This window comes from Streptomyces sp. PCS3-D2 (assembly GCF_000612545.2).
GTDB lineage: Bacteria > Actinomycetota > Actinomycetes > Streptomycetales > Streptomycetaceae > Streptomyces.
In genome coordinates, this window is sequence record NZ_CP097800.1 from 4,092,501 (window position 1) to 4,116,567 (window position 24,067).

22 protein-coding genes and 2 rRNA genes (1 of these 24 running past the window's edge) are annotated in these 24,067 nt (G+C 69.8%); 14 read left to right on the forward strand and 10 right to left on the reverse strand.

Going from position 1 to position 24,067, the window contains the following annotated elements; translation table 11 throughout:
- The 3 genes from AW27_RS17975 to AW27_RS17985 form a co-directional block, all read left to right on the forward strand.
- Positions 1 to 2,568: ribosomal RNA gene (locus AW27_RS17975) — 23S ribosomal RNA — on the forward strand (it extends 551 nt beyond the left edge of the window).
- Positions 2,569 to 2,647: 79 nt separating this feature from the next.
- Positions 2,648 to 2,764, forward strand: a 5S ribosomal RNA gene (rrf, locus tag AW27_RS17980).
- A 182-nt stretch (positions 2,765 to 2,946) separates the two neighbouring features.
- Complete coding sequence (locus AW27_RS17985; protein WP_037924547.1) at positions 2,947 to 3,513, forward strand: GNAT family N-acetyltransferase; 567 nt, start codon at positions 2,947 to 2,949, stop codon at positions 3,511 to 3,513.
- On the opposite strand, the gene AW27_RS17990 is transcribed toward AW27_RS17985, so the two are convergent.
- The 6 genes from AW27_RS17990 to AW27_RS18015 all read right to left on the reverse strand — a co-directional run bounded on the left by AW27_RS17990 (position 3,510) and on the right by AW27_RS18015 (position 10,655).
- Positions 3,510 to 5,087 (reverse strand): P-loop NTPase family protein, encoded by a 1,578-nt coding sequence (locus AW27_RS17990; RefSeq protein WP_037924550.1) that lies wholly within the window; start codon positions 5,085 to 5,087, stop codon positions 3,510 to 3,512. The genes AW27_RS17985 and AW27_RS17990 overlap by 4 nt on opposite strands.
- A gap of 2 nt (positions 5,088 to 5,089) precedes the next feature.
- Positions 5,090 to 6,511: an ATP-binding protein gene (locus tag AW27_RS17995; protein ID WP_037924553.1), complete on the reverse strand. Its 1,422-nt coding sequence runs from the start codon at positions 6,509 to 6,511 to the stop codon at positions 5,090 to 5,092.
- Between the two features lie 18 nt (positions 6,512 to 6,529).
- Positions 6,530 to 8,092: an SCO6880 family protein gene (locus AW27_RS18000; RefSeq protein ID WP_037924555.1), complete on the reverse strand. Its 1,563-nt coding sequence runs from the start codon at positions 8,090 to 8,092 to the stop codon at positions 6,530 to 6,532.
- Positions 8,089 to 9,420, reverse strand: coding sequence for a hypothetical protein (locus tag AW27_RS18005; RefSeq protein WP_037924557.1), 1,332 nt, complete (start codon positions 9,418 to 9,420; stop codon positions 8,089 to 8,091). The genes AW27_RS18000 and AW27_RS18005 overlap by 4 nt, the downstream gene beginning before the upstream one ends.
- Positions 9,410 to 10,243, reverse strand: a complete 834-nt coding sequence (locus AW27_RS18010; RefSeq protein ID WP_037924559.1) for a hypothetical protein — start codon at positions 10,241 to 10,243, stop codon at positions 9,410 to 9,412. Before AW27_RS18010 ends, AW27_RS18005 begins: the two co-directional genes overlap by 11 nt.
- 103 nt (positions 10,244 to 10,346) lie before the next feature.
- Positions 10,347 to 10,655 (reverse strand): hypothetical protein, encoded by a 309-nt coding sequence (locus AW27_RS18015; RefSeq protein WP_008742356.1) that lies wholly within the window; start codon positions 10,653 to 10,655, stop codon positions 10,347 to 10,349.
- 571 nt (positions 10,656 to 11,226) lie between these two features.
- Here AW27_RS18015 and AW27_RS18025 point away from each other — a divergent pair.
- The 3 genes from AW27_RS18025 (at position 11,227) to AW27_RS18035 (ending at position 14,585) form a co-directional block, all read left to right on the forward strand.
- Positions 11,227 to 12,402: an alpha/beta fold hydrolase gene (locus AW27_RS18025; RefSeq protein WP_370466499.1), complete on the forward strand. Its 1,176-nt coding sequence runs from the start codon at positions 11,227 to 11,229 to the stop codon at positions 12,400 to 12,402.
- Between the two features lie 435 nt (positions 12,403 to 12,837).
- The gene (locus tag AW27_RS18030; protein WP_236647725.1) at positions 12,838 to 13,461 is read left to right on the forward strand and encodes an RNA polymerase sigma factor; all 624 of its coding nucleotides are present in this window, start codon (positions 12,838 to 12,840) and stop codon (positions 13,459 to 13,461) included.
- On the forward strand, positions 13,461 to 14,585 hold the full coding sequence (locus tag AW27_RS18035) for a CU044_5270 family protein (protein WP_037924565.1): 1,125 nt from the start codon (positions 13,461 to 13,463) through the stop codon (positions 14,583 to 14,585). The genes AW27_RS18030 and AW27_RS18035 overlap by 1 nt, the downstream gene beginning before the upstream one ends.
- A gap of 220 nt (positions 14,586 to 14,805) precedes the next feature.
- Here AW27_RS18035 and AW27_RS18040 read toward each other — a convergent pair whose 3' ends face one another.
- A complete protein-coding gene (locus AW27_RS18040) occupies positions 14,806 to 15,660 on the reverse strand; it encodes a pentapeptide repeat-containing protein (protein ID WP_078556720.1) in 855 nt (284 codons plus the stop codon).
- Positions 15,661 to 15,856: 196 nt separating this feature from the next.
- On the opposite strand from AW27_RS18040, the gene AW27_RS18045 reads away from it, so the two are divergent.
- From AW27_RS18045 to AW27_RS18060, 4 genes are all read left to right on the forward strand, one after another.
- Positions 15,857 to 16,465 (forward strand): LysE family translocator, encoded by a 609-nt coding sequence (locus tag AW27_RS18045; protein WP_037924567.1) that lies wholly within the window; start codon positions 15,857 to 15,859, stop codon positions 16,463 to 16,465.
- 51 nt (positions 16,466 to 16,516) lie between these two features.
- On the forward strand, positions 16,517 to 17,308 hold the full coding sequence (locus AW27_RS18050) for a thioesterase family protein (protein WP_037924569.1): 792 nt from the start codon (positions 16,517 to 16,519) through the stop codon (positions 17,306 to 17,308).
- Between the two features lie 341 nt (positions 17,309 to 17,649).
- Positions 17,650 to 18,657: a C40 family peptidase gene (locus AW27_RS18055; protein WP_037924572.1), complete on the forward strand. Its 1,008-nt coding sequence runs from the start codon at positions 17,650 to 17,652 to the stop codon at positions 18,655 to 18,657.
- Between the two features lie 203 nt (positions 18,658 to 18,860).
- A complete protein-coding gene (locus AW27_RS18060) occupies positions 18,861 to 19,589 on the forward strand; it encodes a phosphatase PAP2 family protein (protein ID WP_037924574.1) in 729 nt (242 codons plus the stop codon).
- 169 nt (positions 19,590 to 19,758) lie between these two features.
- Here AW27_RS18060 and AW27_RS18065 read toward each other — a convergent pair whose 3' ends face one another.
- Positions 19,759 to 19,977: a hypothetical protein gene (locus AW27_RS18065; RefSeq protein WP_037924577.1), complete on the reverse strand. Its 219-nt coding sequence runs from the start codon at positions 19,975 to 19,977 to the stop codon at positions 19,759 to 19,761.
- 63 nt (positions 19,978 to 20,040) lie between these two features.
- Positions 20,041 to 20,262, reverse strand: a complete 222-nt coding sequence (locus AW27_RS18070) for a hypothetical protein (protein WP_037924579.1) — start codon at positions 20,260 to 20,262, stop codon at positions 20,041 to 20,043.
- A gap of 129 nt (positions 20,263 to 20,391) precedes the next feature.
- Here AW27_RS18070 and AW27_RS18075 point away from each other — a divergent pair, with 129 nt between their 5' ends.
- Together AW27_RS18075 and AW27_RS18080 are read left to right on the forward strand one after the other, a co-directional pair.
- The gene (locus AW27_RS18075; RefSeq protein WP_037924581.1) at positions 20,392 to 21,225 is read left to right on the forward strand and encodes an SCO4651 family lipoprotein; all 834 of its coding nucleotides are present in this window, start codon (positions 20,392 to 20,394) and stop codon (positions 21,223 to 21,225) included.
- 136 nt (positions 21,226 to 21,361) lie between these two features.
- Positions 21,362 to 21,547, forward strand: a complete 186-nt coding sequence (locus AW27_RS18080; protein WP_037864540.1) for a hypothetical protein — start codon at positions 21,362 to 21,364, stop codon at positions 21,545 to 21,547.
- A gap of 202 nt (positions 21,548 to 21,749) precedes the next feature.
- Here AW27_RS18080 and AW27_RS18085 read toward each other — a convergent pair whose 3' ends face one another.
- On the reverse strand, positions 21,750 to 22,112 hold the full coding sequence (locus AW27_RS18085; protein WP_037924585.1) for a metal-sensitive transcriptional regulator: 363 nt from the start codon (positions 22,110 to 22,112) through the stop codon (positions 21,750 to 21,752).
- Between the two features lie 196 nt (positions 22,113 to 22,308).
- On the opposite strand from AW27_RS18085, the gene AW27_RS18090 reads away from it, so the two are divergent.
- Together AW27_RS18090 and AW27_RS18095 are read left to right on the forward strand one after the other, a co-directional pair.
- The gene (locus AW27_RS18090; protein ID WP_029382179.1) at positions 22,309 to 22,929 is read left to right on the forward strand and encodes a DUF47 domain-containing protein; all 621 of its coding nucleotides are present in this window, start codon (positions 22,309 to 22,311) and stop codon (positions 22,927 to 22,929) included.
- A 5-nt stretch (positions 22,930 to 22,934) separates the two neighbouring features.
- The gene (locus tag AW27_RS18095) at positions 22,935 to 23,933 is read left to right on the forward strand and encodes an inorganic phosphate transporter (protein WP_037924589.1); all 999 of its coding nucleotides are present in this window, start codon (positions 22,935 to 22,937) and stop codon (positions 23,931 to 23,933) included.
- Positions 23,934 to 24,067: the final 134 nt, after the last annotated feature.

Sequence of the window (24,067 nt, forward strand, 5' to 3'; positions counted from 1 at the left end):
GAGGGAATGGTGAAAAGTACCGCGGGAGCGGAGTGAAATAGTACCTGAAACCGTGTGCCTACAAGCCGTGGGAGCGTCGGATGCAGCTTGCTGTATCTCGTGACTGCGTGCCTTTTGAAGAATGAGCCTGCGAGTTAGCGGTGTGTAGCGAGGTTAACCCGTGTGGGGAAGCCGTAGCGAAAGCGAGTCCGAATAGGGCGTTTGAGTTGCACGCTCTAGACCCGAAGCGGAGTGATCTAGCCATGGGCAGGTTGAAGCGGAGGTAAGACTTCGTGGAGGACCGAACCCACCAGGGTTGAAAACCTGGGGGATGACCTGTGGTTAGGGGTGAAAGGCCAATCAAACTCCGTGATAGCTGGTTCTCCCCGAAATGCATTTAGGTGCAGCGTCGTGTGTTTCTTGCCGGAGGTAGAGCACTGGATAGGCGATGGGCCCTACCGGGTTACTGACCTTAGCCAAACTCCGAATGCCGGTAAGTGAGAGCACGGCAGTGAGACTGTGGGGGATAAGCTCCATGGTCGAGAGGGAAACAGCCCAGAGCATCGACTAAGGCCCCTAAGCGTACGCTAAGTGGGAAAGGATGTGGAGTCGCAGAGACAACCAGGAGGTTGGCTTAGAAGCAGCCACCCTTGAAAGAGTGCGTAATAGCTCACTGGTCAAGTGATTCCGCGCCGACAATGTAGCGGGGCTCAAGCGTACCGCCGAAGTCGTGTCATTGCAGCAATACTCCCAACGGAGGCTGTGATGGGTAGGGGAGCGTCGTGTGCCGGGTGAAGCAGCAGCGGAAGCTAGTTGTGGACGGTTCACGAGTGAGAATGCAGGCATGAGTAGCGATACACACGTGAGAAACGTGTGCGCCGATTGACTAAGGGTTCCTGGGTCAAGCTGATCTGCCCAGGGTAAGTCGGGACCTAAGGCGAGGCCGACAGGCGTAGTCGATGGACAACCGGTTGATATTCCGGTACCCGCTTTGAAACGCCCAATATCGAATCAGGCGATGCTAAGTCCGTGAAGCCGTTCCGGACCCTTCGGGGAATGGAAAGTGGTGGAGCCGACGAACCAGACTTGTAGTAGGTAAGCGATGGGGTGACGCAGGAAGGTAGTCCAGCCCGGGCGGTGGTTGTCCCGGGGTAAGGGTGTAGGCCGAGGGGTAGGTAAATCCGTCCCTCATGAAGGTTGAGACCTGATGCCGAGCCGATTGTGGCGAAGTGGATGATCCTATGCTGTCGAGAAAAGCCTCTAGCGAGTTTCATGGCGGCCCGTACCCTAAACCGACTCAGGTGGTCAGGTAGAGAATACCGAGGCGTTCGGGTGAACTATGGTTAAGGAACTCGGCAAAATGCCCCCGTAACTTCGGGAGAAGGGGGGCCATTCCTGGTGATGAGTCTTGCACTCTGAGCTGGGGGTGGCCGCAGAGACCAGCGAGAAGCGACTGTTTACTAAAAACACAGGTCCGTGCGAAGCCGTAAGGCGATGTATACGGACTGACGCCTGCCCGGTGCTGGAACGTTAAGGGGACCGGTTAGTGACCTTTCGGGGTTGCGAAGCTGAGAACTTAAGCGCCAGTAAACGGCGGTGGTAACTATAACCATCCTAAGGTAGCGAAATTCCTTGTCGGGTAAGTTCCGACCTGCACGAATGGCGTAACGACTTCTCGACTGTCTCAACCATAGGCCCGGTGAAATTGCACTACGAGTAAAGATGCTCGTTTCGCGCAGCAGGACGGAAAGACCCCGGGACCTTTACTACAGTTTGATATTGGTGTTCGGTTCGGCTTGTGTAGGATAGGTGGGAGACTTTGAAGCATCAACGCCAGTTGGTGTGGAGTCGCCGTTGAAATACCACTCTGGTCGTGCTGGATGTCTAACCTCGGTCCGTGATCCGGATCAGGGACAGTGTCTGATGGGTAGTTTAACTGGGGCGGTTGCCTCCTAAAGGGTAACGGAGGCGCCCAAAGGTTCCCTCAGCCTGGTTGGCAATCAGGTGTTGAGTGTAAGTGCACAAGGGAGCTTGACTGTGAGACCGACGGGTCGAGCAGGGACGAAAGTCGGGACTAGTGATCCGGCGGTGGCTTGTGGAAGCGCCGTCGCTCAACGGATAAAAGGTACCCCGGGGATAACAGGCTGATCTTCCCCAAGAGTCCATATCGACGGGATGGTTTGGCACCTCGATGTCGGCTCGTCGCATCCTGGGGCTGGAGTCGGTCCCAAGGGTTGGGCTGTTCGCCCATTAAAGCGGTACGCGAGCTGGGTTTAGAACGTCGTGAGACAGTTCGGTCCCTATCCGCTGTGCGCGTAGGAATATTGAGAAGGGCTGTCCCTAGTACGAGAGGACCGGGACGGACGAACCTCTGGTGTGCCAGTTGTCCTGCCAAGGGCATGGCTGGTTGGCTACGTTCGGGAGGGATAACCGCTGAAAGCATCTAAGCGGGAAGCCTGCTTCAAGATGAGTATTCCCACCTCCTTGAGAGGGTAAGGCTCCCAGTAGACGACTGGGTTGATAGGCCAGATGTGGAAGCCCGGTAACGGGTGGAGCTGACTGGTACTAATAGGCCGAGGGCTTGTCCTCAGTTGCTCGCGTCCACTGTGTTAGTTCTGAAATAACGAACGGCTGTGATTACATGCCAGCGTTCTAAATTTCATAGTGTTTCGGTGGTCATAGCGTTAGGGAAACGCCCGGTTACATTCCGAACCCGGAAGCTAAGCCTTTCAGCGCCGATGGTACTGCAGGGGGGACCCTGTGGGAGAGTAGGACGCCGCCGAACAATTTTTATGGGGAAGCCCCGTACCTTCTGGTACGGGGCTTTTCCGCGTTCACCAACAGTGAGCCTTTTCGCAACCTCAGGTCGAGGCGTGGCGAGGGCCGGACGGAGCGCTGCTCGATGATGGCGCTGCCGAGCGGAATCACGGGTGAAGTCCGGAGGCCGGGTCGTTAGGCTCTCCGCCCATGGACGAACAGCACGTGCTACGCCCGGTGCGGGCCGACGACTGGGAGAAGGTCAAGGAGCTGAGGATCGCCGGGCTCAAGGACCCGGTGGCACCCGTGGCCTTCCTGGAGACGGTGGAGCAGGCCGAGGGGCACCCCGACGAGTTCTGGCAGAGGCGGGCCGAGGGGGCGTCGCACGGGCGGGTGGCCCGGCAGTTCGTCGCGGAAGCCGCCGACGGGCGGTGGGTGGGTACGGTGTCCGTGCTCGTCGAGGAGGGCGGGACCGTCGACTTCTTCGACCAGTCCGTCGAACGGACGCAGGGACACATCGTGGGTGTGTTCGTACGGGCCGAGCAGCGGGGGACCGGACTCACCGAGGCCCTGTTCGCGGCCGCGCTGGAGTGGGCCTGGGGGCTGCAGGAGCCGGCGTTGGAACACGTACGGCTCTTCGTGCACGAGGACAACGCGCGGGCCGGCGCCTTCTACCGGAAGTACGGTTTCGAGGCGACGGGGACCGTGCTGCCCGTGCCCGGGAACCCGGCTGCCAAGGAACTGGAGTACGTGATCCGGCGGCCTGCCACTGCTTAGAACTCGGCTCCGGGCCAACGGGAGCGGGCCTGCTCGCGGCTGCGGCACAGGGCGAGGACGGGGAGCGTGTCGCCGGTCAGCAGCTCGGGGAGCCGGGGGATCGGGGCCACGGCCGCCACGTCGTCCAGCACGAGGGAGAGTGGTGGGTCGAGCCGACCGTGGGATGACCGTGCGGCCATGCGGCGGCCGTGCTCGACCACGTGAGAGGCGAGTGCGGTCAGCAACGGCATCGCACCCGGGTGGGTGCGAGGGTCCTCCAGAGCTTCACCCACCACATACAGGGTTCCCCCCTCGGCCAGGAACGAAGCCAGAGTGAGCGAATCCGTTCGGTTCTTGTTGCAGACCTCCCGGATGTGGATGGAGGTCAGGCAGGAGAGGGCACGAGCCGTCAGGTTCAGTGCGAGCTCCCGGCGTTCCGGGTGCGCGGTGAGGGCGCTCTCCAGTTCGCCGGCTGCGCCGGCCGCGGCCTGGGGGTGGGTGCGCAGGATGCGTACGGGGTCCTGGGCGCTGGCGCCCTGGGCCCAGCGGTGGAGTTGTTTGAACGGCCGGTCGTCGAGGTCGGCCGCCTGGAGCCAGCTGCGCAGGAGCGTTTCGGCGGTGTCGGCCACGGCTGTGTCCATCCGGGCCTGTGGGCGTACGGGGGCCAGCAGGGCGGCCGCGCGGGCGGCGGCGGTGTCGCGGTCGGCGCATCCCTCGGCGGGATTCCAGTGCATGCGGGCCGGGGTGTCGCACAGGTGGGAGGGGTCGTAGAGGAGGACCGGGCCGAGTTTGGCGCGGGCGTCCTTGGTCTCGGCCCAGAGGGCGGGGGAGGAGGTCACGACCAGGGCGGCCCCCTCCGTTTCGCCGATGCGGGCTGCCGCGGCGCGCAGCCGGTCGTCTGGACCGCCGTAGGCGATCTTGTGCGTGCTGTCGTGCGGGGCAGGGGCAGGGGCAGGGGCGGTGGCGACGGGGGCGGGTGCCGGCCGGGGTGCGTAGCCGAAGCCGTAGCGGTAGGCCTCGTCGGTCGGGCCGGCGTGGGTCGCCGGCGGGCCCGGAGGGGCTGTTGCCGGGACCGGCGCCGCGGACGGTGCGGCGGCGGGACGGGAGGCGGCCGGCGTCGGCTGCGCGGGCGCGGGTGCCAGGAGGGTGACGGGCTCCGGCGCCTCCTTGGACTGCGGGGGCAGGGACGGCGGCTCGTGCGGTACGGGGGTCCGGGCGGCCTGCCGGGCCCGAGCGCGGCGCGCTTTGGTACGGGCCACCACACCGATCACGAACACCGTCAGGACGAAGAGGACCAGCAGCTGGCTGACGAACAGGCCCCAGAACAGGCCCCAGCCGGACAGGGCCGCGGGGTCGGTGTCGGGCCAGGCCGCCGGGATGTCGTGAGGCTGCGCCGTCAGGGCGCGGACGGCCGCCGGGGTCCGGGTGAAGGTGACGCTGTCGGGCCAGGAGCCCCTTGCGAAGAGGGCGGCCAGGCCGGTGGCCGTCCAGACGAGGACGGCCAGGCCGAGGAGGAAGGCCAGGAGGGCTACCAGCAGGCCGTCCGGGATCCCGCCGCCGCGGGTGGAGGGATCCGTACGTCGTGCGTCGTGCATGGTCAGGCCACCGTGGTCGCGGATCCGGGGCTGCCGCTGCCGCGGCTGCGTTCGATGGACAGGGCGCGTTCCTCCGCTTCCAGCTCGGCGGCGAGGAGGTCCGCGGGGAGGCCGGCCGAGGCGGAGGACTCGGTCATGGCGCGGTCGGTGAAGACCAGGGGGCGTTCGGCTTCGGTGATCAGGTGTTTGACGACCTGGACGTTGCCGTTGACGTCCCAGACGGCGATGCCGGGCGTGAGGGTCGGGATGATCTCGACGGCCCAGCGGGGCAAGCCCAGTACGCGGCCCGTGGCGCGGGCCTCGTCGGCTTTCTGAGCGTAGATGGTGCGGGTGGAGGCCATCTTGAGGATGGCCGCGGCCTCACGGGCGGCGGCGCCGTCGACGACGTCGGAGAGGTGGTGGACGACGGCGACGAAGGAGAGGCCGAGGCGGCGGCCGAACTTCAGGAGGCGCTGGAACAGCTGCGCGACGAAGGGGCTGTTGATGATGTGCCAGGCCTCCTCGACGAGGAAGATGCGCTTCTTGCGGTCGGGCCGGATCCAGGTGTGCTCCAGCCACACGCCGACGATCGCCATGAGGATGGGCATGGCGATGGAGTTGCGGTCGATGTGGGAGAGGTCGAAGACGATCAGTGGCGCGTCGAGGTCGATACCGACGGTCGTGGGGCCGTCGAACATGCCGCGCAGGTCGCCGTCGACCAGGCGGTCGAGGACGAGTGCCACGTCGAGGCCCCAGGCCCGGACATCGTCTATGTCGACGTTCATGGCGAGCGCGGACTCGGCCTCGGGGTGGCGCAGTTGTTCCACGATGTCGGTCAGGACGGGCTGGCGGTCCCGGATGCTGTCGACGACGTGGGCGTGGGCGACCTTGAGGGCGAAGCCGGCGCGTTCGTCGAGGCCGTGGCCCATGGCCACTTCGATGATGGTGCGGAGCAGTGCGAGCTGGCCGGTCGTGGTGATGGCCGGGTCGAGGGGGTTGAGGCGGATCCCGGAGTCGTTGGCGGCGATCGGGTCCAGGCGGATGGGGGTTATTCCCAGCTGCTGGGCGATCAGGTTCCATTCGCCGACGCCGTCCTCGCCCTGGGCGTCGAGGACGACGACCTGCCGGTCCTTGAAGCGGAGCTGGCGCAGGACGTAGGTCTTCTCCAGGGCCGACTTGCCGTTGCCGGATTCGCCGAGGACCAGCCAGTGGGGGGCCGGGAGCTGCTGGCCGTACAGCTGGAAGGGGTCGTAGATGTAGCCCTTGCCGCTGTAGACCTCGCGGCCGATGATGACGCCGGAGTCGCCGAGGCCGGGGGCCGCGGTGGGCAGGTAGACGGCTTGCGCCTGCCCGGTGGAGGTGCGTACGGGCAGGCGCGTGGTTTCGACTTTGCCGAAGAGGAAGCTGGTGAAGGCGTCCGTCAGCGCTGTCATGGGATCTCGCATGGGCGGCTTTCCCTCCAGCTAGCGTCGGATGCCGGTGGCGAACGGCAGGGTGTTGACGAAGGCGCGGTGGTGCTCGCGGTCGCACCACTCCAGCTTCAGGTAGGACTTGCCGGCCGAGGCGCGGATGGTGCGCTTGTCGCGGGCGAGGGCCTCCGGTGAACGCGAGGACACCGTGATGTACCCGACCAGGTTGACTCCGGCAGCGCCGCTGGCGAGATCTTCACCCCTCTGGTCGAGTCGACCGTGTGCGGCGATGTCGCGGGGGTCGACGGTGCGGTTCATCTTGGCGGCGCGGGAGGCGTCGGCCTCGTCGTTGGTCTTCTCGGTGAGCATGCGCTCGATGGCCACCTCGGTGGGTTCCAGGTCCATGGTGACGGCGACGGTGCGGATGACGTCGGGGGTGTGGACGAGGAGCGGGGCGAGGAAGTTCACGCCGACGGGGGTCATGGGCCATTCCTTGACCCAGGCGGTGGCGTGGCACCAGGGGGCGCGGGTGGAGGACTCACGGGTCTTGGCCTGGAGGTAGGTGGGTTCCACCGCGTCGAGTTCGGCCGGCCAGGCGTTGCGCTTGGTCATGGCCTGGATGTGGTCGATGGGGTGGTCGGGGTCGTACATGGAGTGCACGAGGGAGGCGAGGCGGCCCTGGCCGAGGGGCTGGCGGACGCGGATGTCGGCCTCGGCGAGGCGGGCGCAGATGTCGGTGAGCTCGCGGGCCATGACGATAGCGAGGCCGGCGTCCCGGTCGAGCTTGCGGCCCTTGCGGGGGGTGGCGGCGCGGGCGATGGTGACGGCTTCGGCAGCCAGGTCGCGGGTGTAGTGCATGCAGGCGACGAGGTAGGCGCGGTGCTGCTCGGAGGAGGTGGACACCATCGACTGGAGTTGGTCGTAGGAGTCGCGCAGCCAGACGGGGGCCTGGGTGTCGCCGCGCTGGGCGACGTCCTTGGCGTGGGCGTCGGGGTCGGCGGGCAGGGTGCGGGCGAGCATCTGGAGGCGGGTGACGAAGCCGTCGCCGTTGGCCACGTGCTTGAGGAGGGTGCCGAAGCGGTCGACGAGAGCTTCCTGGTCCTCGCTGTCGCGCAGGCCGACGCCGGGGCCCTCGATCTCGATGGCGGCGGTGACGGTGCGGCGGTCGGCGTGCAGGAGCACGGCGATCTCGTCGGGGCCGAAGGGGGCGGCGAGCCAGTTGATGCGGCCGATGCCGGGGGGCGGGCCGACCTCGACCTCACGGCCGTCGGCGGCGCGGACGCCGGCTTCCATGGCGCCGGATCGGTAGGTGGTGCCGCGGCGGAGGGTGCGTTTGTAGCTGCGGCTGATCTCGAACCAGCGGTAGAAGGTGCGGCCCTTGTACGGGACGTACACGGCGGCGAGCGCGAGCGCGGGGAAGCCGACGAGGCTGACGATGCGCAGGGTGAGGTCGGGGACGAGCAGTCCGCTCATCATGCCGAAGAACGCCCCCGTGATGATGAGGGCGATCTCGCCGGTCTCGCGGTTCTTGCCGACGATCGCGTTCGGCCGGGCGCGGCCGATGAGATACGTGCGGCGGGGCGCGACCGGGTGCAGCTGGTGGGACTGGGTCGTCAACGCCCGTCACCTCCTGTGTTCCTCGTGCTCGAGCTCGTGCGGGGCGGGGGTGCGGCGGAGGGGACAGATCCGCCGCCGCCCCCGCCGCCGGTGGTGGGGCGGCTGCTGTGGGCGGCCACGCCTCCGGAGAGGGGGTTGGCGGGGCGGGGCGCGCTGCCGCCGCCTTCGCCTCCGCGGTCGCCTCCGCGGTGTGCGCCGCGGCTGCTGTGGGTCTTGATGCCCTGGGAGACGAGGGAGGCCGGGGAGCTGATGACGGCGGCGGCCTGGGCGCCGTCGGTGGCCTTGCTGCGGTTCGAGCGGGCGGAGGCGATCTCGTCGCCGAAGCCGGGGACGAAGCGGTAGATCATCGCGGAGGCGAAGATCGCCAGCAGGATGATGGAGAGGCCGGTGACGACGGCGGAGAAGGCGTTCGGGCCCTGTTCCCCGGTGAGGGCGCCGGCGAGGCCGAGGACGATGACGATGACCGGCTTCACGAGGATGACGGCGATCATGATGCCGGCCCAGCGGCGGACGTGGCCCCAGAGGTTGCGGTCGACGAGTCCCGAGTAGACGACGACGCCGAGGAGGGCGCCGACGTAGAGGAGGGCTGCGCGGATGAAGAGTTCGAGGAAGAGGATGCCGGCGGCGAGGACGGTGACGAGGGAGACGACGATCAGCATGATCGGGCCGCCGCCGATGTCGTTGCCCTTCTTGAGGGCCTCGGAGAAGGAGCCGAAGAAGACGTCGGTCTGGCCGCCGGTTGCGGAGGCGATGACCTCGGTGACGCCGTCGGTGGCGGAGACGACGGTGTAGAGGATCAGGGGGGTGAAGGCGGAGGCCAGGACGGTGAGCCAGAGGAAGCCGATGGCCTCGGAGAGGGCGGTGGTGAGGGGGACGCCGCGGACGGCACGCTTGGCGACGGCGAAGAGCCACAGGACGAGCGTGAGGATGGTGGAGGCGGCGAAGACGACGGCGTACTGCTTGAGGAAGGCGGCGTTGGTGAAGTCGACGTTGGCGCTGCCGTTGACCGCTTCGCTGAGTTTGGTGACGATCCAGGCGGCGGCGTCGGCGCAGCCCTTGGCGAGGGAGGCGAGGGGGTTGAGGGCGTCGGCCGGGTCACTGGGCCCGAGGCCCGTACGGGGGGCTCCGCCTTCGCCGCGCTCGCAGTACTCCCTGGCAGGCCCGGCGATCAGCGAGCACGGGTCCTTGCTCCCGGTCGGCGAGGGAGCCGGAGTCTGGGTCGGGTCCGGCGCGGCCATCGCCTGTGCCGCGAGGAGCACGACCGCGGTCTGGACGGACGCGGTGATCGCACCGATCTTTCGGAGCGAGGGTCGCTTGCTACCGGGCATAGGTGAACCCTCCGAATCCGGTGACCGCGCTGCCGATTTCGTCAGAGGTGGAGACGGGGACGTCGCCGGTGACCGGCGTGGGGCCATCCTTCTGCGAGGTTTCGACCACTTTCCAGTCCGAGCCGTTCCACTTGAGAGCCATCGAGATCGTGAACCAGCTGCTGGTGACGGGACGCGTGGACTTGTCGCCGGTCAGGCCGAACATGCCGATGCACCACACGTCGACTGACGCGGCTCCGGAGGAGAAGGTCTTGACCGTGGCGCCGGCTGGGACGGTGCGGTTGACGAACGTGGAACCGGTGGGTGCCAAGCCGTCCTTGGTGAGACCGATCTGGGCGAGCAGGCCCGCGGAGTAGTCGGCATCGAAGGCGGCCTGCAGTCTCGTGCGGCTGCTCTCTTCCGCGATGGCATCCACGATCGCATGGCGCCGCGCCGGATTGAACATTCCGTCGGAGCCCAGGGCGACGGCGTAGTTGGCGGCCGCCGACTGGGCGCCCTGTTCGTCGTGGGCGAAGCCCTTCGGGATGCCCGCGGTCTTGCCGGTGACCGGGTCCGTGCCCGTGGCGGCGGTGGAGGCGGCGGCCGGGGCGTCGTCGGCGGGGCGGTCGTCGGCGGTGTCGGGGGTCTGGTTGGCGAAGGCGATGGCGGCGACGAGGAGAACCACCACGCCGACCACGGTGACCAGGCTGCGGGGGGCGCGGGAGGTGCGGCGGGCGGGGCCGTAGGGGTCGGCGGGGGCTTCGGGAAGGCGGGTGCGGGTCTGGCCCGTGCCGCCGATCTCGCCGTGGCCGGCCGCGCCGCCGTACCGGTCGTCGTTGCTCATTGGGTTTCCGCCCCCTCCGCGTCGTACGACGGTAGCGCTGGTTCCCGCGTGGATGCGGTGCGGTGAGTCCTCATCAGGTCGGGGCCACCGGTGGTCGGTCGGGTCAGACGGCCATTCCGTAGACGATCGTGAAGAGCGTGCCGAGGGAGCCGATGATGAACACGCCCGTGAGGCCGGCCACGATCAGGCCCTTGCCCTGTTCCGCGCTGAACGTGTCGCGCAGGGCGGTCGCGCCGATGCGCTGTTTGGCGGCGCCCCAGATGGCGATGCCGAGGCAGAGGAGGATCGCCACGGCCATGACCACCTCGATCATGACCTTCGCTTCGTTGCCGAGACTGCCGAACGGCCCCCAGTTCGGGGCGATTCCGCCGATGATGGTGGTGATGTCGCCCTTTTCGGCTGCCAGGATCATGTAACTCACCGCCCCTGTATGGGTAGTTCCGGATGCCCGCTGCCCGATGGCAGGGGTCACGCACTATCTTCGCTGATGAAACAGCCGTCGTCGTCGACTTGTCGGCTCTCTTTACCCGATCTCGCGGCCCGCGACCGGGTTCCGCGCTCTGACCTGGGTCGGGCTGCCGTCCGTACGCAAGAACGTGCGGTCACTCTGTGTATCACGGGGGGTGACGCCGGGCAATGATTGTCCTCTCGGCATACGGGGGGCGGGGTCAGGGGCCGCCGTTCGGAGCAGCGGGGCCGCGTGTCGTTGGGCCGACCCGCTGACATGTGTCCGACATTCCGTCAGCCATCCGGCCGGACCCCGGGTTGCGGGCGAAGCTCCACGACGTCAGGTGGTACGACGCGGGGAGCGGCGGATGGGTTCCGTGTGCGGGGCGGTGCGGAGGTGGTCGCCCCTGCCGGGGCCGTCGTCGAGACCTCGTGTCCGCCGTCGCCGAACCGCACACCCGGGCGGTGCCGCGGGCACTCGTCCCCCGAACCGCCGGGGCCGCGGCGTTGTCAGTGGGCTGCGGCAGGCTGGAGGGATGACGACTACCTGGACTCTTGCGGATCTCGAGGCGGCCATCAGGGCGGGATGGTCCGCCGACACCACCGAGCCGACCGACATCAGCAGGGTGCCGTGGACTTCGGAGAATCCGGCCTGGGGGCAGTGTGACATCACCGCTCTGGTCGTGCAGGACCTCGTGGGTGGGGACCTGGTGCTGGGCGAGGTATTCCACGAGGGCCGGCAGGAGGGCTACCACTGGTGGAACCTGCTGCCCGGGGGCATCCGCGTCGACCTGACGAGGGACCAGTTCCGGCGGGGTGAGACGGTCACGCCCGGACGGGTGGTGAAACGGCCGGGCGGGCGGCTGAGCCGGCGCTGGGAGGAGTACCAGCTGCTGCGGCAGCGGGTGATCGACAAGCTGGGACCGCTGCCGGGGGTGATGGTGACTGGGGACGGGCGGCGCCTGGCCTACACGGACTTCGGGGGGCCGGGCGTGCCGCTGCTGGCGCTGCACGGGCACTTCGGGGCGGGGACCGGATTCGAGCGGTTGGCCGGGGAGGTGGGCCCGGCGTGGCGGGTGATCGCGCCGGACCAGCGCGGGCACGGGGATTCCGACGGGGCGGGGGAGTACACGCGGGACGGGTACGTCGCGGACGCGGCCGCGCTGCTGGAGCACGTGGGCTTGGGGCCGGCGGTGGTACTGGGGCATTCGCTGGGAGGGGTCAACGCCTACCAGCTGGCCGCGCGGCGGCCCGATCTCGTGCGGGCGGTGATCGTCGAGGACATCGGGGCGGTGGTCGACGGCGACCTGTCGTTCGCGCGCGCCTGGCCGCGCCGGGCCGCGACCCGGGCCGGGTTCCTGGCCGGGGTGGGGAGCGCGGCGCCGCATCTGGAGGGGTCGCTGCGTGAGCATCCGGACGGGTGGGGCACCGCGTTCGAGGTGGAGGACATGGTGGCGTCGCAGCAGGCGCTGAACGGCGACCACTGGGAGGACTGGCTGCGGGTGGAGAGCCCGACGCTCCTGGTGCGGGGGGACCGGAGCGGTGTGCTGTCGGCGGAGCACGCGCGGGAGATGACGGTACGGAGGGCGGGGGTGCGGCTGGTGGAACTGCCGACGGGACACGCGGTGCGGGAGGGGGATCCGGAGGGGTACTTCGCCGCGGTGCGGGGCTTTCTGGCGCGGGTGGCCGGCGGCCAGGGGGCCGCTGTCTGATCGCTCGTCGGGAGGGTCGGCGAGGCCGGCCCGACCGCCGGTCGGGCGGGGCGGGCGGTGTCGGGTGCCGGTACGGCTGGGATGGCCGGCCGGCGGGCCCTTCGGGGGCCGTGTCCCTGCCGGGGGCGCGATGCGGGGCGGTCGTGCCGGGGGCAGCTGTGGCTGCCGGACCGCCGGGCTGGGCGTTCGGGGCGCAGGCGGGGCGGGCTGGGGGCGGTGTTGCGGCTTGCTGGGGCGTCGAGGAGTCGAGGAGTCGGGGGCGTCGGGGGCGTCGGGGGCGTCGGGGGTGGGCGGCACGGGTGCGTCGCCCGCCGGGGCGGCGTTTCTGGGGGGTGGTGGGGTTCGTAGGGTGTTCGTGGGCTGTGCGGTGGCTGTGACGCGGGTCACGGGAACTCGGTCGTGGGTGCCGGACAGCCGACAGGAGTGACCACAGAGATGCGAACTCGGGTGCGGTCCGGGGATCCGGACGCCTATGCGGAGTTGTTCGACAGCTACTCCCGCACCCTCTACAACCATGCCTTCCGGATGACGGGGGACTGGGCTGTCGCGGAGGACGTCATGTCGGCGGCCTTCATGGAGGCGTGGCGGCTGCGCGGCACGGTCGATCCGGAGGGCGGATCCCTCCGGCCCTGGCTCCTGGGGATCACCACGAACCTGGCCCGCAACCACTGCCGCAGCAATCGCCGCTTCAGGGCCGCCGCTGCCGCCGCGGCGGCAGCGGCGGCGGCGTCCGTGCCCGACCACGCCGAGGAGGTGGCCGGCCGACTGGACGACCGGCAGCAGATCGCGGCAACGCTGGCGCAGCTGGGTGCGTTGCGCGGACCGGAGCGAGAGGTCCTCCTGCTGTGCCTGTGCGAGGGCCTTGAGTACGCCGAGGCTGCACGGGCCCTCGGTATTCCGGTGGGAACCGTCCGCTCGCGGCTGTCGCGGGCCCGTACGAAGCTGCGCAAACTCGCCGACGCGGAAATGAAGAAGAACAGTCGGGAACTCGCGGCTCGGTCCCGACAGACATATGACGACCGCGCGAAGCCGGTCCGGTCCGCACAGGAGGGAATCTGATGAACGCCGACCTTTCCGGGCCCCACCCGGCCGGCCGGGAGGGGAGTTCCCTCCCCCTGTCGTTCGTCGACAGGGAACTCCCCTCGGGCCGCCACCAGTTCCACAAGGAGCGACTGATGGCCCAGATCCACGAAGACCTCCGAGCCGCCGAGCCGTGCGAGCCAGCCACCGGAGCTGTCGACCCCGACCGCAGGGCGAGGCGCAATCCCTTCCTGCGGCGGTCGTTCCTCGTGCCCGCTGCGGCCTTCGCCCTGGCCGGAGCACTCGCCGCGGGCTTCCTCACCTACGTGGACCGGGGCGCGGCGGACGGAACGGGCTCCACGATCGCCACGGGTCCGGCGATGACCACCCGCATCGGAGCCGCCGACGCGAAGGGGACGGCGCAGCTCCTGGACCGGATCTCCCTCGCGGCCGCCTCCGCGGGCCCCGGGGTGAAGGTGCGCCCGGACCAGTTCGTCTATGTCGGCGTCAAGACGGCCAACACCTACGTCCGGGTCGTCGACGACAAGAGCAGCCTCGTCAGTGAAGAACTGCACCTGCGGCACACGTGGAACTCCCCCGACGGTCTCAAGGGCTGGCTGATCGAGCCCGGAGCCACTCCTGCGCAGGGCATGACGCTGGATTGGCCGAAGGAGGGGGGCCGGCCCATGCAGCCGAACCTCAACGCGCCCAGCCACGACTACCTCGCCGGGCTGCCCACCGACCCCGACGTGCTGCTGAAGAAGATCTACGAGGAGACGCGTGGCAAGGGGCGCGGACCCGATCAGCAGGCCTTCACCACGATCGGCGACCTGCTGCGGGGCAGCTATCCGCCGGCCGAGCTCACGGCCGCGCTCTACCGGACCGCGGCGAAGATCCCCGGCGTGGTGACCGTGGACGACGCGGTCGACGCCCAGGGCCGACACGGTATCGCCGTCGCCCGGCTCGACGAGGAGAGCGGGCAGCGGGAGGAGTGGATCTTCGACCGGGAGACGCTGGAGTATCTCGGCGAGCGGGTCGTCCAGGTGCGGGGCAGTTCGGGCGAGGACGGGCTGATCAAGGAGGGCACGGTGGTGTTCACCACTGCCGTGATGACGCGGGGTGTCGTCGACCGCATGAAGGAGATGCCGCCTTCGGCCGGTTGAACCCGTCGCCTGCCGCGGGCTCGGCGGATCCCGGCGTCTGCCGTGCCGCCTTCCGCCTGCCGCTTGCCGCCTGCCGCCGCCTGCCGCGTGTGGCGCCGTCGCGGAGGTGGGCACCGAGGTCCCGGCTCCGCCCGCCCCGCCCCCGCCCCGCGTCTCGGAAGCCGGCGGGCCGGTACGGGGGCCGGTACGGGGGCCTGCGGGGCCGGGGCGGGCTGTCCGGTCAGGTCCAGTGGGCGGGGCGGGCCAGGGTGGTGGGGATGCGGGTCTGCGCGTCGCCCTGGGCCGCGTTCACCTGGGGCTGGGTGAGGAAGACGGCTCCGCGCAGGTCCGCGCCGCGCAGGTTCGCGTCGCGCAGGTCGGCACCGATCAGGTCGGCCGTGCGGAGGTCGGCGCGGGAGAGGTCGGCGGCGATCAGGCAGGCGCCGCGGAGGTTCGCCCCGCGGAGGTCGGCGCCGGAGAGGCGTGCGCCCATGAGGTCGGCGCCGCGATGGTTCTTCTTGCGGCCCGGCACCGTGGCCCGCACCAGTGCACTGGTTTCGAGCAGCAGGGTGTTGACCCGGCCGCGCAGGGCCGCGACGTCCAGGGTGACGAGGGCCTCGGCGTCGGCGCGGGTCCACTGCTCCGTCTCGGCGAGCACGCGGCGCAGGCCGGGATGGACCGGGGCCGCGTCGGGGAGACCCAGGGCCTGGTCCACGTAGAAGAGCAGTTCGTGCAGTTGCCGCATCACCGGGAACACCTCGAACATCTCGCTCCGGACCCCCGGATGGGTGCGCCAGTCGCGGCCGCCGAAGGTGACCTGGGAGGTCTGCTGGCCCGCGCCGAAGCAGTCGAAGACGGTGCAGCCCTGGAAGCCCTGGTCGCGCAGCCGGGTGTGGATGCCGCAGCGGAAGTCCTGCCGGAGGTTCTTGCAAGGGGTTCCGGCGGGCTTGTTCACGGCGAAGTCGTTGGACCTGGCGAACGGCAGGGCGACGCAGCAGAGCGCGAAGCAGTTCGCGCAGTCGGCTTGCAGGAGCGGCAGGCTGGGCGGGCCGGGCGGATGGGGCGGGCCGGGCGGTCTGGGCGGGGTCGTGGACACGCCTTCATTGTCGCCCGGTCCACGGTCCCCCCGGCCCTCGGTCTCCCAGCCTTCCCGGCCTCGGGCGCGGTCGGGTACCCGGCCGCGCGGGACGGACTCCGGAGGAATGGCGGACGAATGGCGGAGGAATGGCGGAGGGCTGCCGGGCGGGCGAAAGCGGGTTGATCGCGGGGGAGGGCGGGGAGAGCATCGCCGCATGACAGAAGTGATCGCAGTCGCCGTCATCACCGTGCTCGCCGTGATCAGTCCCGGCGCCGATTTCGCCATGGTGGTCCGCAACAGCTACCTCTACGGGCGGCCCACCGGGCTGTTCGCCGCCGCCGGGGTCGCGGCGGGCGTGTTGGTCCACGTCTCGTACACGATGCTGGGGGTCGGTCTGTTGATCGCCTCCTCCACCGCGCTGTTCACCGTGATCAAGCTGGCGGGCGCGGCCTATCTGGTGTGGATCGGGATACGGACCTTCCGGGCGCGGGCGGAGGTGACCGTGGACCTGGAGTCGAAGCCTGGCCTGACCCGGCTGGGGGCGATGCGGTCGGGGTTCCTGACCAACGTGCTGAACCCGAAGACGACGCTGTTCGTGGTGTCGACCTTCACACAGGTGGTCGATCCGGGTACGCCGCTGTGGCAGCAGGCGGGCTACGGGCTGTTCATGTCGGCGGCGCACCTGGGTTGGTTCGGGGCGGTGGCGGTGTTCTTCTCCGTCTCCGGTCTGCGCGAGCGGATGCTGAAGGCGCAGAAGACGCTGAACCGGGCCATCGGGTCGGTGCTGGTGGGGCTGGGGGTGGGGTTGGGGTTCGCCCGCTGAGGGTCGGTGCGGGGCTGGCGCCGCTGGTTACCTGTCGGTAGCGTTCGGGGTATGAGCAGTGCCGAGGGGTTCTTCGAACGACGTGATGCCGGACGGTTCGCCGCCACCGAGTACACGCGCGGGCCGTGGGACCCGGGCTCGCAGCACGCCGGTCCGCCGGCCGCGCTGCTCGGGCGGGCCGTCGAGGAACGGCCGGGTGCGCGGGCGGACATGCGGATCGCCCGGATCACGTACGAGATCCTGCGCCCGGTGCCGATCGGTGAGTTGGAGGTCACCACCAGCGTGCTGCGCTCCGGCCGCGGCACCGAGGTGGTCGAGGCCGCGATCGCCCCGGTGGGCGCCGCACCGGTGATGCTGGCGCGGGCCCTGCGGATCCGGGTGGCCGAGGAGTCCGTACCGGCCGTGGTGGGCGGACCGCAGCTGCCCGCGCCGGGGGAGGTGGAGGTGACGCCGTTCTTCCCGGTGCCGTGGGAGACCGGCTACCACTCGGCCATGGAGACCCGGTTCACCGAGGGCGCCTTCGTCGAACCGGGGCCCGGCACCTGCTGGATGCGGATGAAGGTGCCGCTGATCGCCGGGGAGCGGGTCCGGCCGCTGGACCGGGTGCTGATCGCCGCCGACTCGGGCAACGGGATCAGCGCGGTGATGGACTTCGGGCGCTACGTCTTCGTCAACAGCGACCTGAGCGTCCATCTGCACCGCCATCCGGTGGGCGAGTGGGCGTGCGTGCAGGCCCGTACGAGCGTGGACGCGGCCGGCATCGGCCTGGCGGACGCGCGGCTCCACGACGAGAAGGGCCCCATCGGGCGCAGCGCGCAGAGCCTGTACGTCGCGCCCCGTTAGCGGGGGAGCGGGGCGGGCGGTCCGGCGCATCGGGGGGAGCGGCCCGGACCGCACGGCGAAGCTGATCGGCGCCTCACGCGCGCCCCCGCGGTGCCGGCGGTTGCCTTCGCCCCGGGCGCGACCTCTCGATGCACAGCGGGGGCAGGGCGCGGCCCGCCGTGCCCCCGCCCGCCGACCCCGGGTACTGGACGGTGGTCCGCTGTCGCGTCGAGGATGGGCCGAGAAGTGTGCGAGCGCCGCCTGCTCGGGCTTCCAAGTGGGGTAGTAGGACATGCGACACGGCCGAATCGCACGTTGAAGTGACCGTGATGGGGGAGGGTTGACGGGTGCGCAGATTCTGGATGGCCGGCGGGATCGGTATCGGGCTGTGTCTGACCTTCGTGACGCTCCTCGTCGTGGGGACGTACTCGGCGGCGGCGGGGCTCGTGGGTTCGGGTGCCGGCGGCCGCGCCGTGGGCCTGACGAAGGGGGCCGTGCCGGCGAAGTACCAGGCACTGGTGGAGAAGTGGGGCAACCTGTGCCCGGCGATCAGCCCGCCTCTGCTGGCCGCCCAGCTGTACTCGGAGAGCGGCTGGAACCCGAGAGCGGTCAGCCCGGCGGACGCGCGGGGCATCGCGCAGTTCATCCCGGGCACCTGGGCGGGCCACGGCATCGACGGTGACGGTGACGGCGACCGGGACATCTGGGACCCGAACGACGCCATCCCGTCGGCCGCTTCGTACGACTGCCAGCTGGCCAAGGACGTGCGGAGCGTTCCGGGTGACCCGACGTCGAACATGCTGGCCGCCTACAACGCCGGCGCCTACGCGGTCATCAAGTACGGGGGGGTGCCCCCGTACAAGGAGACCCAGGGGTACGTGAAGGCCATCACCACCCTGGCGAAGAGCTTCGAGCGTCCCGTCGGGCGGGTGGCTCCCTCGCAACAGGCCGCCGGGGCGATCTACTTCGCCCAGAAGCAGCTGGGCACGCCCTACCTGTGGGGCGGCAACGGGACGCCCGACCAGGGTGGGCGCTTCGACTGCTCGGGACTGACCAAGGCCGCGTACGAGACGGTCGGGATCGAGCTGCCGCGCGTGGCCAATGACCAGTACAACGCCGGTTCGCACCCTTCGCGCGGCGAACTCCTCCCCGGAGACCTGGTGTTCTTCTCCGATGATCTGACGAATTCGCGGGAGATTCGGCACGTCGGGCTCTACGTGGGCGGCGGATATATGATCAACGCCCCGTACACCGGGGCGGTCATCCGCTTCGACAGGATCGACACTCCCGACTACTTCGGGGCGACCCGCGTGACGAAGGACGGAGCGGAGTCCCTTCCCGGGTGGTCCGGTGCGGCCCGGCCCTCCTAGCAACTCTCCGTGATGCGAAGGCCCTGAGCTGCGACGGCCAGTCACTCTTCGATAACGTTGCCGTGATCATTCGGTGGAGAGTGGAACCCCGTCGCAGGGGCGTGCGTTCCATGAACGCGGGGGTTGATCAAGAGGGTGTCGAAGGGCGCACACCTGGGTGCGTCCGCAGGGGAACCACGGCAAGGGCAAGGGGCCGCGTCACCATGGCTGGACTCACAACAGGTGGGCCGAACGTGGATGTCAGCCTGCTGTACGAGGTCAACGGAGCCGCCCGGCGAGCCCCCGCGTGGGTGGACACGGCCGTGAGTCTGGCCGGTGAGTACGGGATCCTCCTGGCCATGGTGCTGCTGGTCCTGTGGTGCTGGCGCGGCGCCCGCAGGCAGGACGAGGCGGCCGCCGCCGAATCCTTCACCGCGCTGGTGTGGGCCCCGCTGGCCGCCGGCCTGGCCCTGCTCGTGAACGTACCGCTGCGGGAACTCGTCGGCCGTCGACGCCCGTTCGAGCTGCACGAGGGGTTGCACGTCCTCGAACCCGGCTGGGGCGTGGGCCTGGGCAACACCGAGTACTCCTTCGCCAGCGGTCACACCACCGTCGCGATGGCCCTGGGGGTCGGCCTGTTCGTCGCCCACCGCAAGCTCGGGATCCTGGGGATCGGGCTGGCCCTCGTCGAAGGCGTCTGCCGCGTCTACATGGGCGTCAACTACCCGACCGACGTGATCGGCGGACTCGCGCTCGGCACGGCCGTGGTCCTCGTCCTCGCGCCGCTCGCACTGGCCCTCCTGGACCCGGTGGTCCGGGCGGTGGCCGGCTCCCGGCGCCTCGGGCGGCTGGTACGGGCCGGGGGGCGGGCGCGGCCCCTGCCGGTCGACCTCGCGCAGAACCGGACCCCGCCCGCGGGGCGGCGCCCGCAGGACGAGGACCTCGCCGCCTGACGGGCGACCGGCTGACACCCCCTCCACCGCGCGAAGGGGCCTGCCGGGGAGTCAGGGACGGCTCAGCCCGTCCCGTAGGAGTCCCACACGGCGAGCAGCGCGGCCGTCAGCAGGCACAGCGCGGCTGCCCCGAAGCACATCAGGACCGCCCGCGGGCGGGGCCGGGGGGTCACCGGTCACCCGTGTCGGTGTCGCTCCCGCGGCGGTAGCGGGAGCGCAGCCACAGTCCGGTGGCCAGGGCGGCCACCGAGGTGAGCCCGATGGCGAGGGCCACGTCGGCGGGGCTGTCGGCCGAGCCCACGGGTCTGGCCCAGGCCACTGCGGCCGGGGCGAACGCGATGAGCAGGGCCCAGAGAAGGGCCGCGAGGCGGGCTGCGGAACCTGGCATGAGTCAAGGGCATCCGCTGCGGCGCTCGGTGGCCAGCCGGGCCGTCCGAACGGGCGAGGAGACTCAAGCGCCGGTGGCCTCGTGGCCGGCGGCGTCCTTGCGGGCGAGGTCGCGGGAGCGGCGGGCGGGGCCCTTCCAGCCGCAGGAGCAGACGGCCAGGCAGAAGGATCCGCGGTCGGCGGTGGAAGTGGTGTGGGTGGTCGGCGGCTGGGGCTGGGACTGCGGCCGCGGGAGCGGCAGGGCGTCGAGCGCAGGGACCGGTGTCGCGTCGATGTGCGGTTCCACTTCTCCACGGTACCCGGGGTCGGCGGTGGGCGGGGAGGGTGCACCGTGACGGGATACCCCGGGCCTCGTTAAGGGGAGCGGGTGGGGACCTCGGGCAAGCGGCTTTCATGCGTTGGGGGTTGGCAGGCGATGGTGGTTCACCGGCAGAGGCGGCTGCGCGGGCGCGTGGCCGAGGTGGTGCTGGCCGCCGGAGTCGCCCTGGCGGTGACCGCGACGAGCGGGTGCGCCGGCGGCGAAGGAAGCGACGACCGGTCCCCGGCGGAGGCGGCCTCGGTGGTCCGCGGCGCTGCCGACGTGCTGGCGCGCACCGGCAGCGCCCGGGCCCGTACGGCCATGGAGATGGCCACGGGCGGGACCCGGGTCACCATCCGGGGCGAGGGCGGCGTCGACTTCAAGAAGCGGATGGGGCAGCTGCTGGTGCTGCTTCCGGCCGATGTGAAGGGCGAGGACGAGCACCGGCCCATCACCGAGCTCCTCGTGCCGGGCGCGCTCTACATGAAGAACCGCGGCGCGGGCGTCCCCGCCGACAAGTGGGTGCGCATCGACACGACGGCCCTGCCCGACGGGAACCTGGTCACCGGAGGCGCCACCGATCCGCTGCTCGCGGCCGAGCTGCTGCGGGTCGCGCAGGAGGTGACGTACGTCGGGGAGACCGAAGTGGCGGGCACCAGGGTGCGGCACTACCGGGGGACCACCGACATCGGGCGGGCCGCGGTGAGCGCGTCGGCGGAGATGCGCGGGGCGCTGGCGGCGGCGGCGAAAGGGTTCAGCGAGGACACGGTGCCCTTCGACGCGTACCTGGACGACGAGGGCCGGCTGCGGAAGGTCAGACACCGCTTCAGCTACGTCAACAATGGCGTGATCGATGTGTCATCGACCACGCTGCTGTACGGATTCGGCACGCCGGTGACCGTCGTATTGCCCGCGAGCGGGGACATTTACGCCGGAAAGATCGCGGACTAGTGGGGCGGGCGGTCCGGGAGCCGCGCGATCGGGCCATGGCCGGGTATCCGGAAATGGTCCATCCGTGTCATGCGGGGGGACGAGCGTCCTCCCTACGCTGAGAAGCCGGGCGCCGGCACGAGGTGCGGCACGACCGATGACGGCCGGTGGCCGGTGGCAGATTGAGGTGACACGCGTGACTCCCGCAGGCGGTACGACGGTGCAGGACCACGTGGCGCTCGCCGAGATCGAACTGTGCGGTGAGCTGATCATCGCCGCGTCCGCGGCCGCCGAGGACCGGCTGAGCCTGGACCGCATCGACGAGGTCCTGCTGGGCCGCTAGTGCCGTGCCGGGGGGAGCGTGAGGCGGTGAACCTTTCCGGCCACGGCACTGGGCCGTGTCTGGGGCTCGCGGCGTCCGCGACGGCCCCGGACGAGCCGGGTCGTCCGGCCCCGAACCGCCTCACGCCCCCCGCCCCACCGCCCCCGGGGCGTCGCCGCGGGCGGGCCCCGCCGCGGGAACGCCGGCGGTGGGACCGGTCGCCTCAGGTGCGCAGCAGCCGCGCGATGGCCTTGGTGGCCTCCTCGACCTTGGCGTCGATCTCGGCCCCGCCCTTGACCGCGGCGTCGGCGACGCAGTGGCGCAGGTGCTCCTCCAGCAGCTGGAGCGCGAAGGACTGGAGCGCCTTCGTGCTCGCCGAGACCTGGGTGAGTATGTCGATGCAGTAGACGTCCTCGTCGACGAGGCGCTGGAGGCCGCGGATCTGCCCCTCGATCCGGCGCAGTCGTTTGAGGTGCTCGTCCTTCTGGTGGTGGTAGCCGTGGACGGCCCCGGCGTCGTGGGGGGTGCCCGGGGTGGCCGCCGTACCGGACACGGCTCCGGAGCCCTCCGCCTCGATGGTCGTCATAGGTCCTCCCGTGGTCCGGAGCGAGGGGGTTGGATACCCCTCATGGGTATAGGATAACGGGCTCTCGCCCGACGGGCAGGGGCCCGTGGTCCTCACTCTGCCTGATGGAGGACACTGAGGAATGGCCGGTTAGCCGTGGCAGGGGGATGCGCCTAGCATCAGCCTGACCGAATCCGATGCACCCCGAGGACCTCACGTGCGATTTCGTCTGACCCCCAGGGAGACGAGCTTCTACGACATGTTCGCCGCATCCGCGGACAACATCGTCACGGGCTCCAAGCTCCTGATGGAACTGCTCGGAGCGGACGCGTCCGCCCGGGCCGAGATCGCGGAACGGATGCGGGCGGCGGAGCACGCGGGGGACGACGCGACCCACGCGATCTTCCATCAGCTGAACTCCTCCTTCATCACGCCGTTCGACCGTGAGGACATCTACTCCCTGGCGTCGTCGCTCGACGACATCATGGACTTCATGGAGGAGGCCGTCGACCTCGTCGTCCTCTACAACATCGAAGAGCTTCCCAAGGGTGTCGAGCAGCAGATCGAGGTCCTGGCGCGGGCGGCCGAGCTGACCGCCGAGGCCATGCCGCACCTGCGGACGATGGACAACCTCACCGAGTACTGGATCGAGGTCAACCGGCTGGAGAACCAGGCGGACCAGATCCACCGCAAGCTGCTCGCCCACCTCTTCAACGGCAAGTACGACGCCATCGAGGTGCTCAAGCTCAAGCAGATCGTCGACGTGCTCGAAGAGGCGGCCGACGCGTTCGAGCACGTCGCGAACACGGTGGAGACCATCGCGGTCAAGGAGTCCTGAACCTCGTGGACACCTTCGCTCTGGTCGTGACCATCGGTGTCGCGCTCGGTTTCACGTATACGAACGGTTTCCACGACTCGGCGAACGCGATCGCGACCTCGGTCTCCACGCGTGCGCTGACCCCGCGCGCCGCCCTCGCGATGGCCGCGGTGATGAACCTCGCGGGAGCCTTCCTGGGCAGCGGGGTGGCCAAGACGGTCTCCCAGGGCCTGATCGAGACGCCGCACGGCTCCACGGGCATGTGGATCCTCTTCGCGGCGCTGGTCGGCGCGATCGTCTGGAACCTGATCACCTGGTACTTCGGCCTTCCCTCGTCCTCCTCGCACGCCCTCTTCGGCGGCATGGTGGGTGCGGCCCTGGCCGGCGGCACGCAGGTGATCTGGTCGGGCGTGGTCGACAAGATCGTCATCCCGATGTTCGTCTCGCCGGTCGTCGGCCTGGTCGTCGGCTACCTGGTGATGGTGGTCATCCTGTGGATGTTCCGCCGGACCAACCCGCACAAGGCCAAGCACGGCTTCCGCATCGCGCAGACGGTGTCGGCGGCCGCGATGGCCCTCGGCCACGGTCTGCAGGACGCGCAGAAGACGATGGGCATCGTCGTGATGGCCCTGGTCATCGCGGACGTGCAGACTTCGGACGCGCCGATCCCGGTGTGGGTCAAGGTCGCGTGTGCCGTGATGCTGTCGCTGGGTACGTACGCGGGTGGCTGGCGCATCATGCGTACGCTCGGCCGCAAGATCATCGAGCTGGATCCCCCGCAGGGCTTCGCGGCGGAGACCACCGGTGCCTCGATCATGTTCGGTTCGGCCTACCTCTTCCACGCGCCGATCTCCACCACCCACGTGATCACCTCGGCGATCATGGGTGTGGGTGCGACAAAGCGCGTGAACGCGGTGCGCTGGGGCGTCGCCAAGAACATCATCCTGGGCTGGTTCATCACGATGCCGGCTGCGGCCCTGGTCGCCGCGATCAGCTTCTGGGTCGTGAACCTGGCCTTCGGCTAGGGCGTGCCGGGCGTCCCGGGGCAGACGGGCGGGGATGCGCGACGCGCCGTCCTCGTGCCGTGACCCGCTGAGCCGCGGCTGCGCCGGACACGAAAGCGGGCCGGCTCCCCCCACCCAGGGGGAGCCGGCCCTCT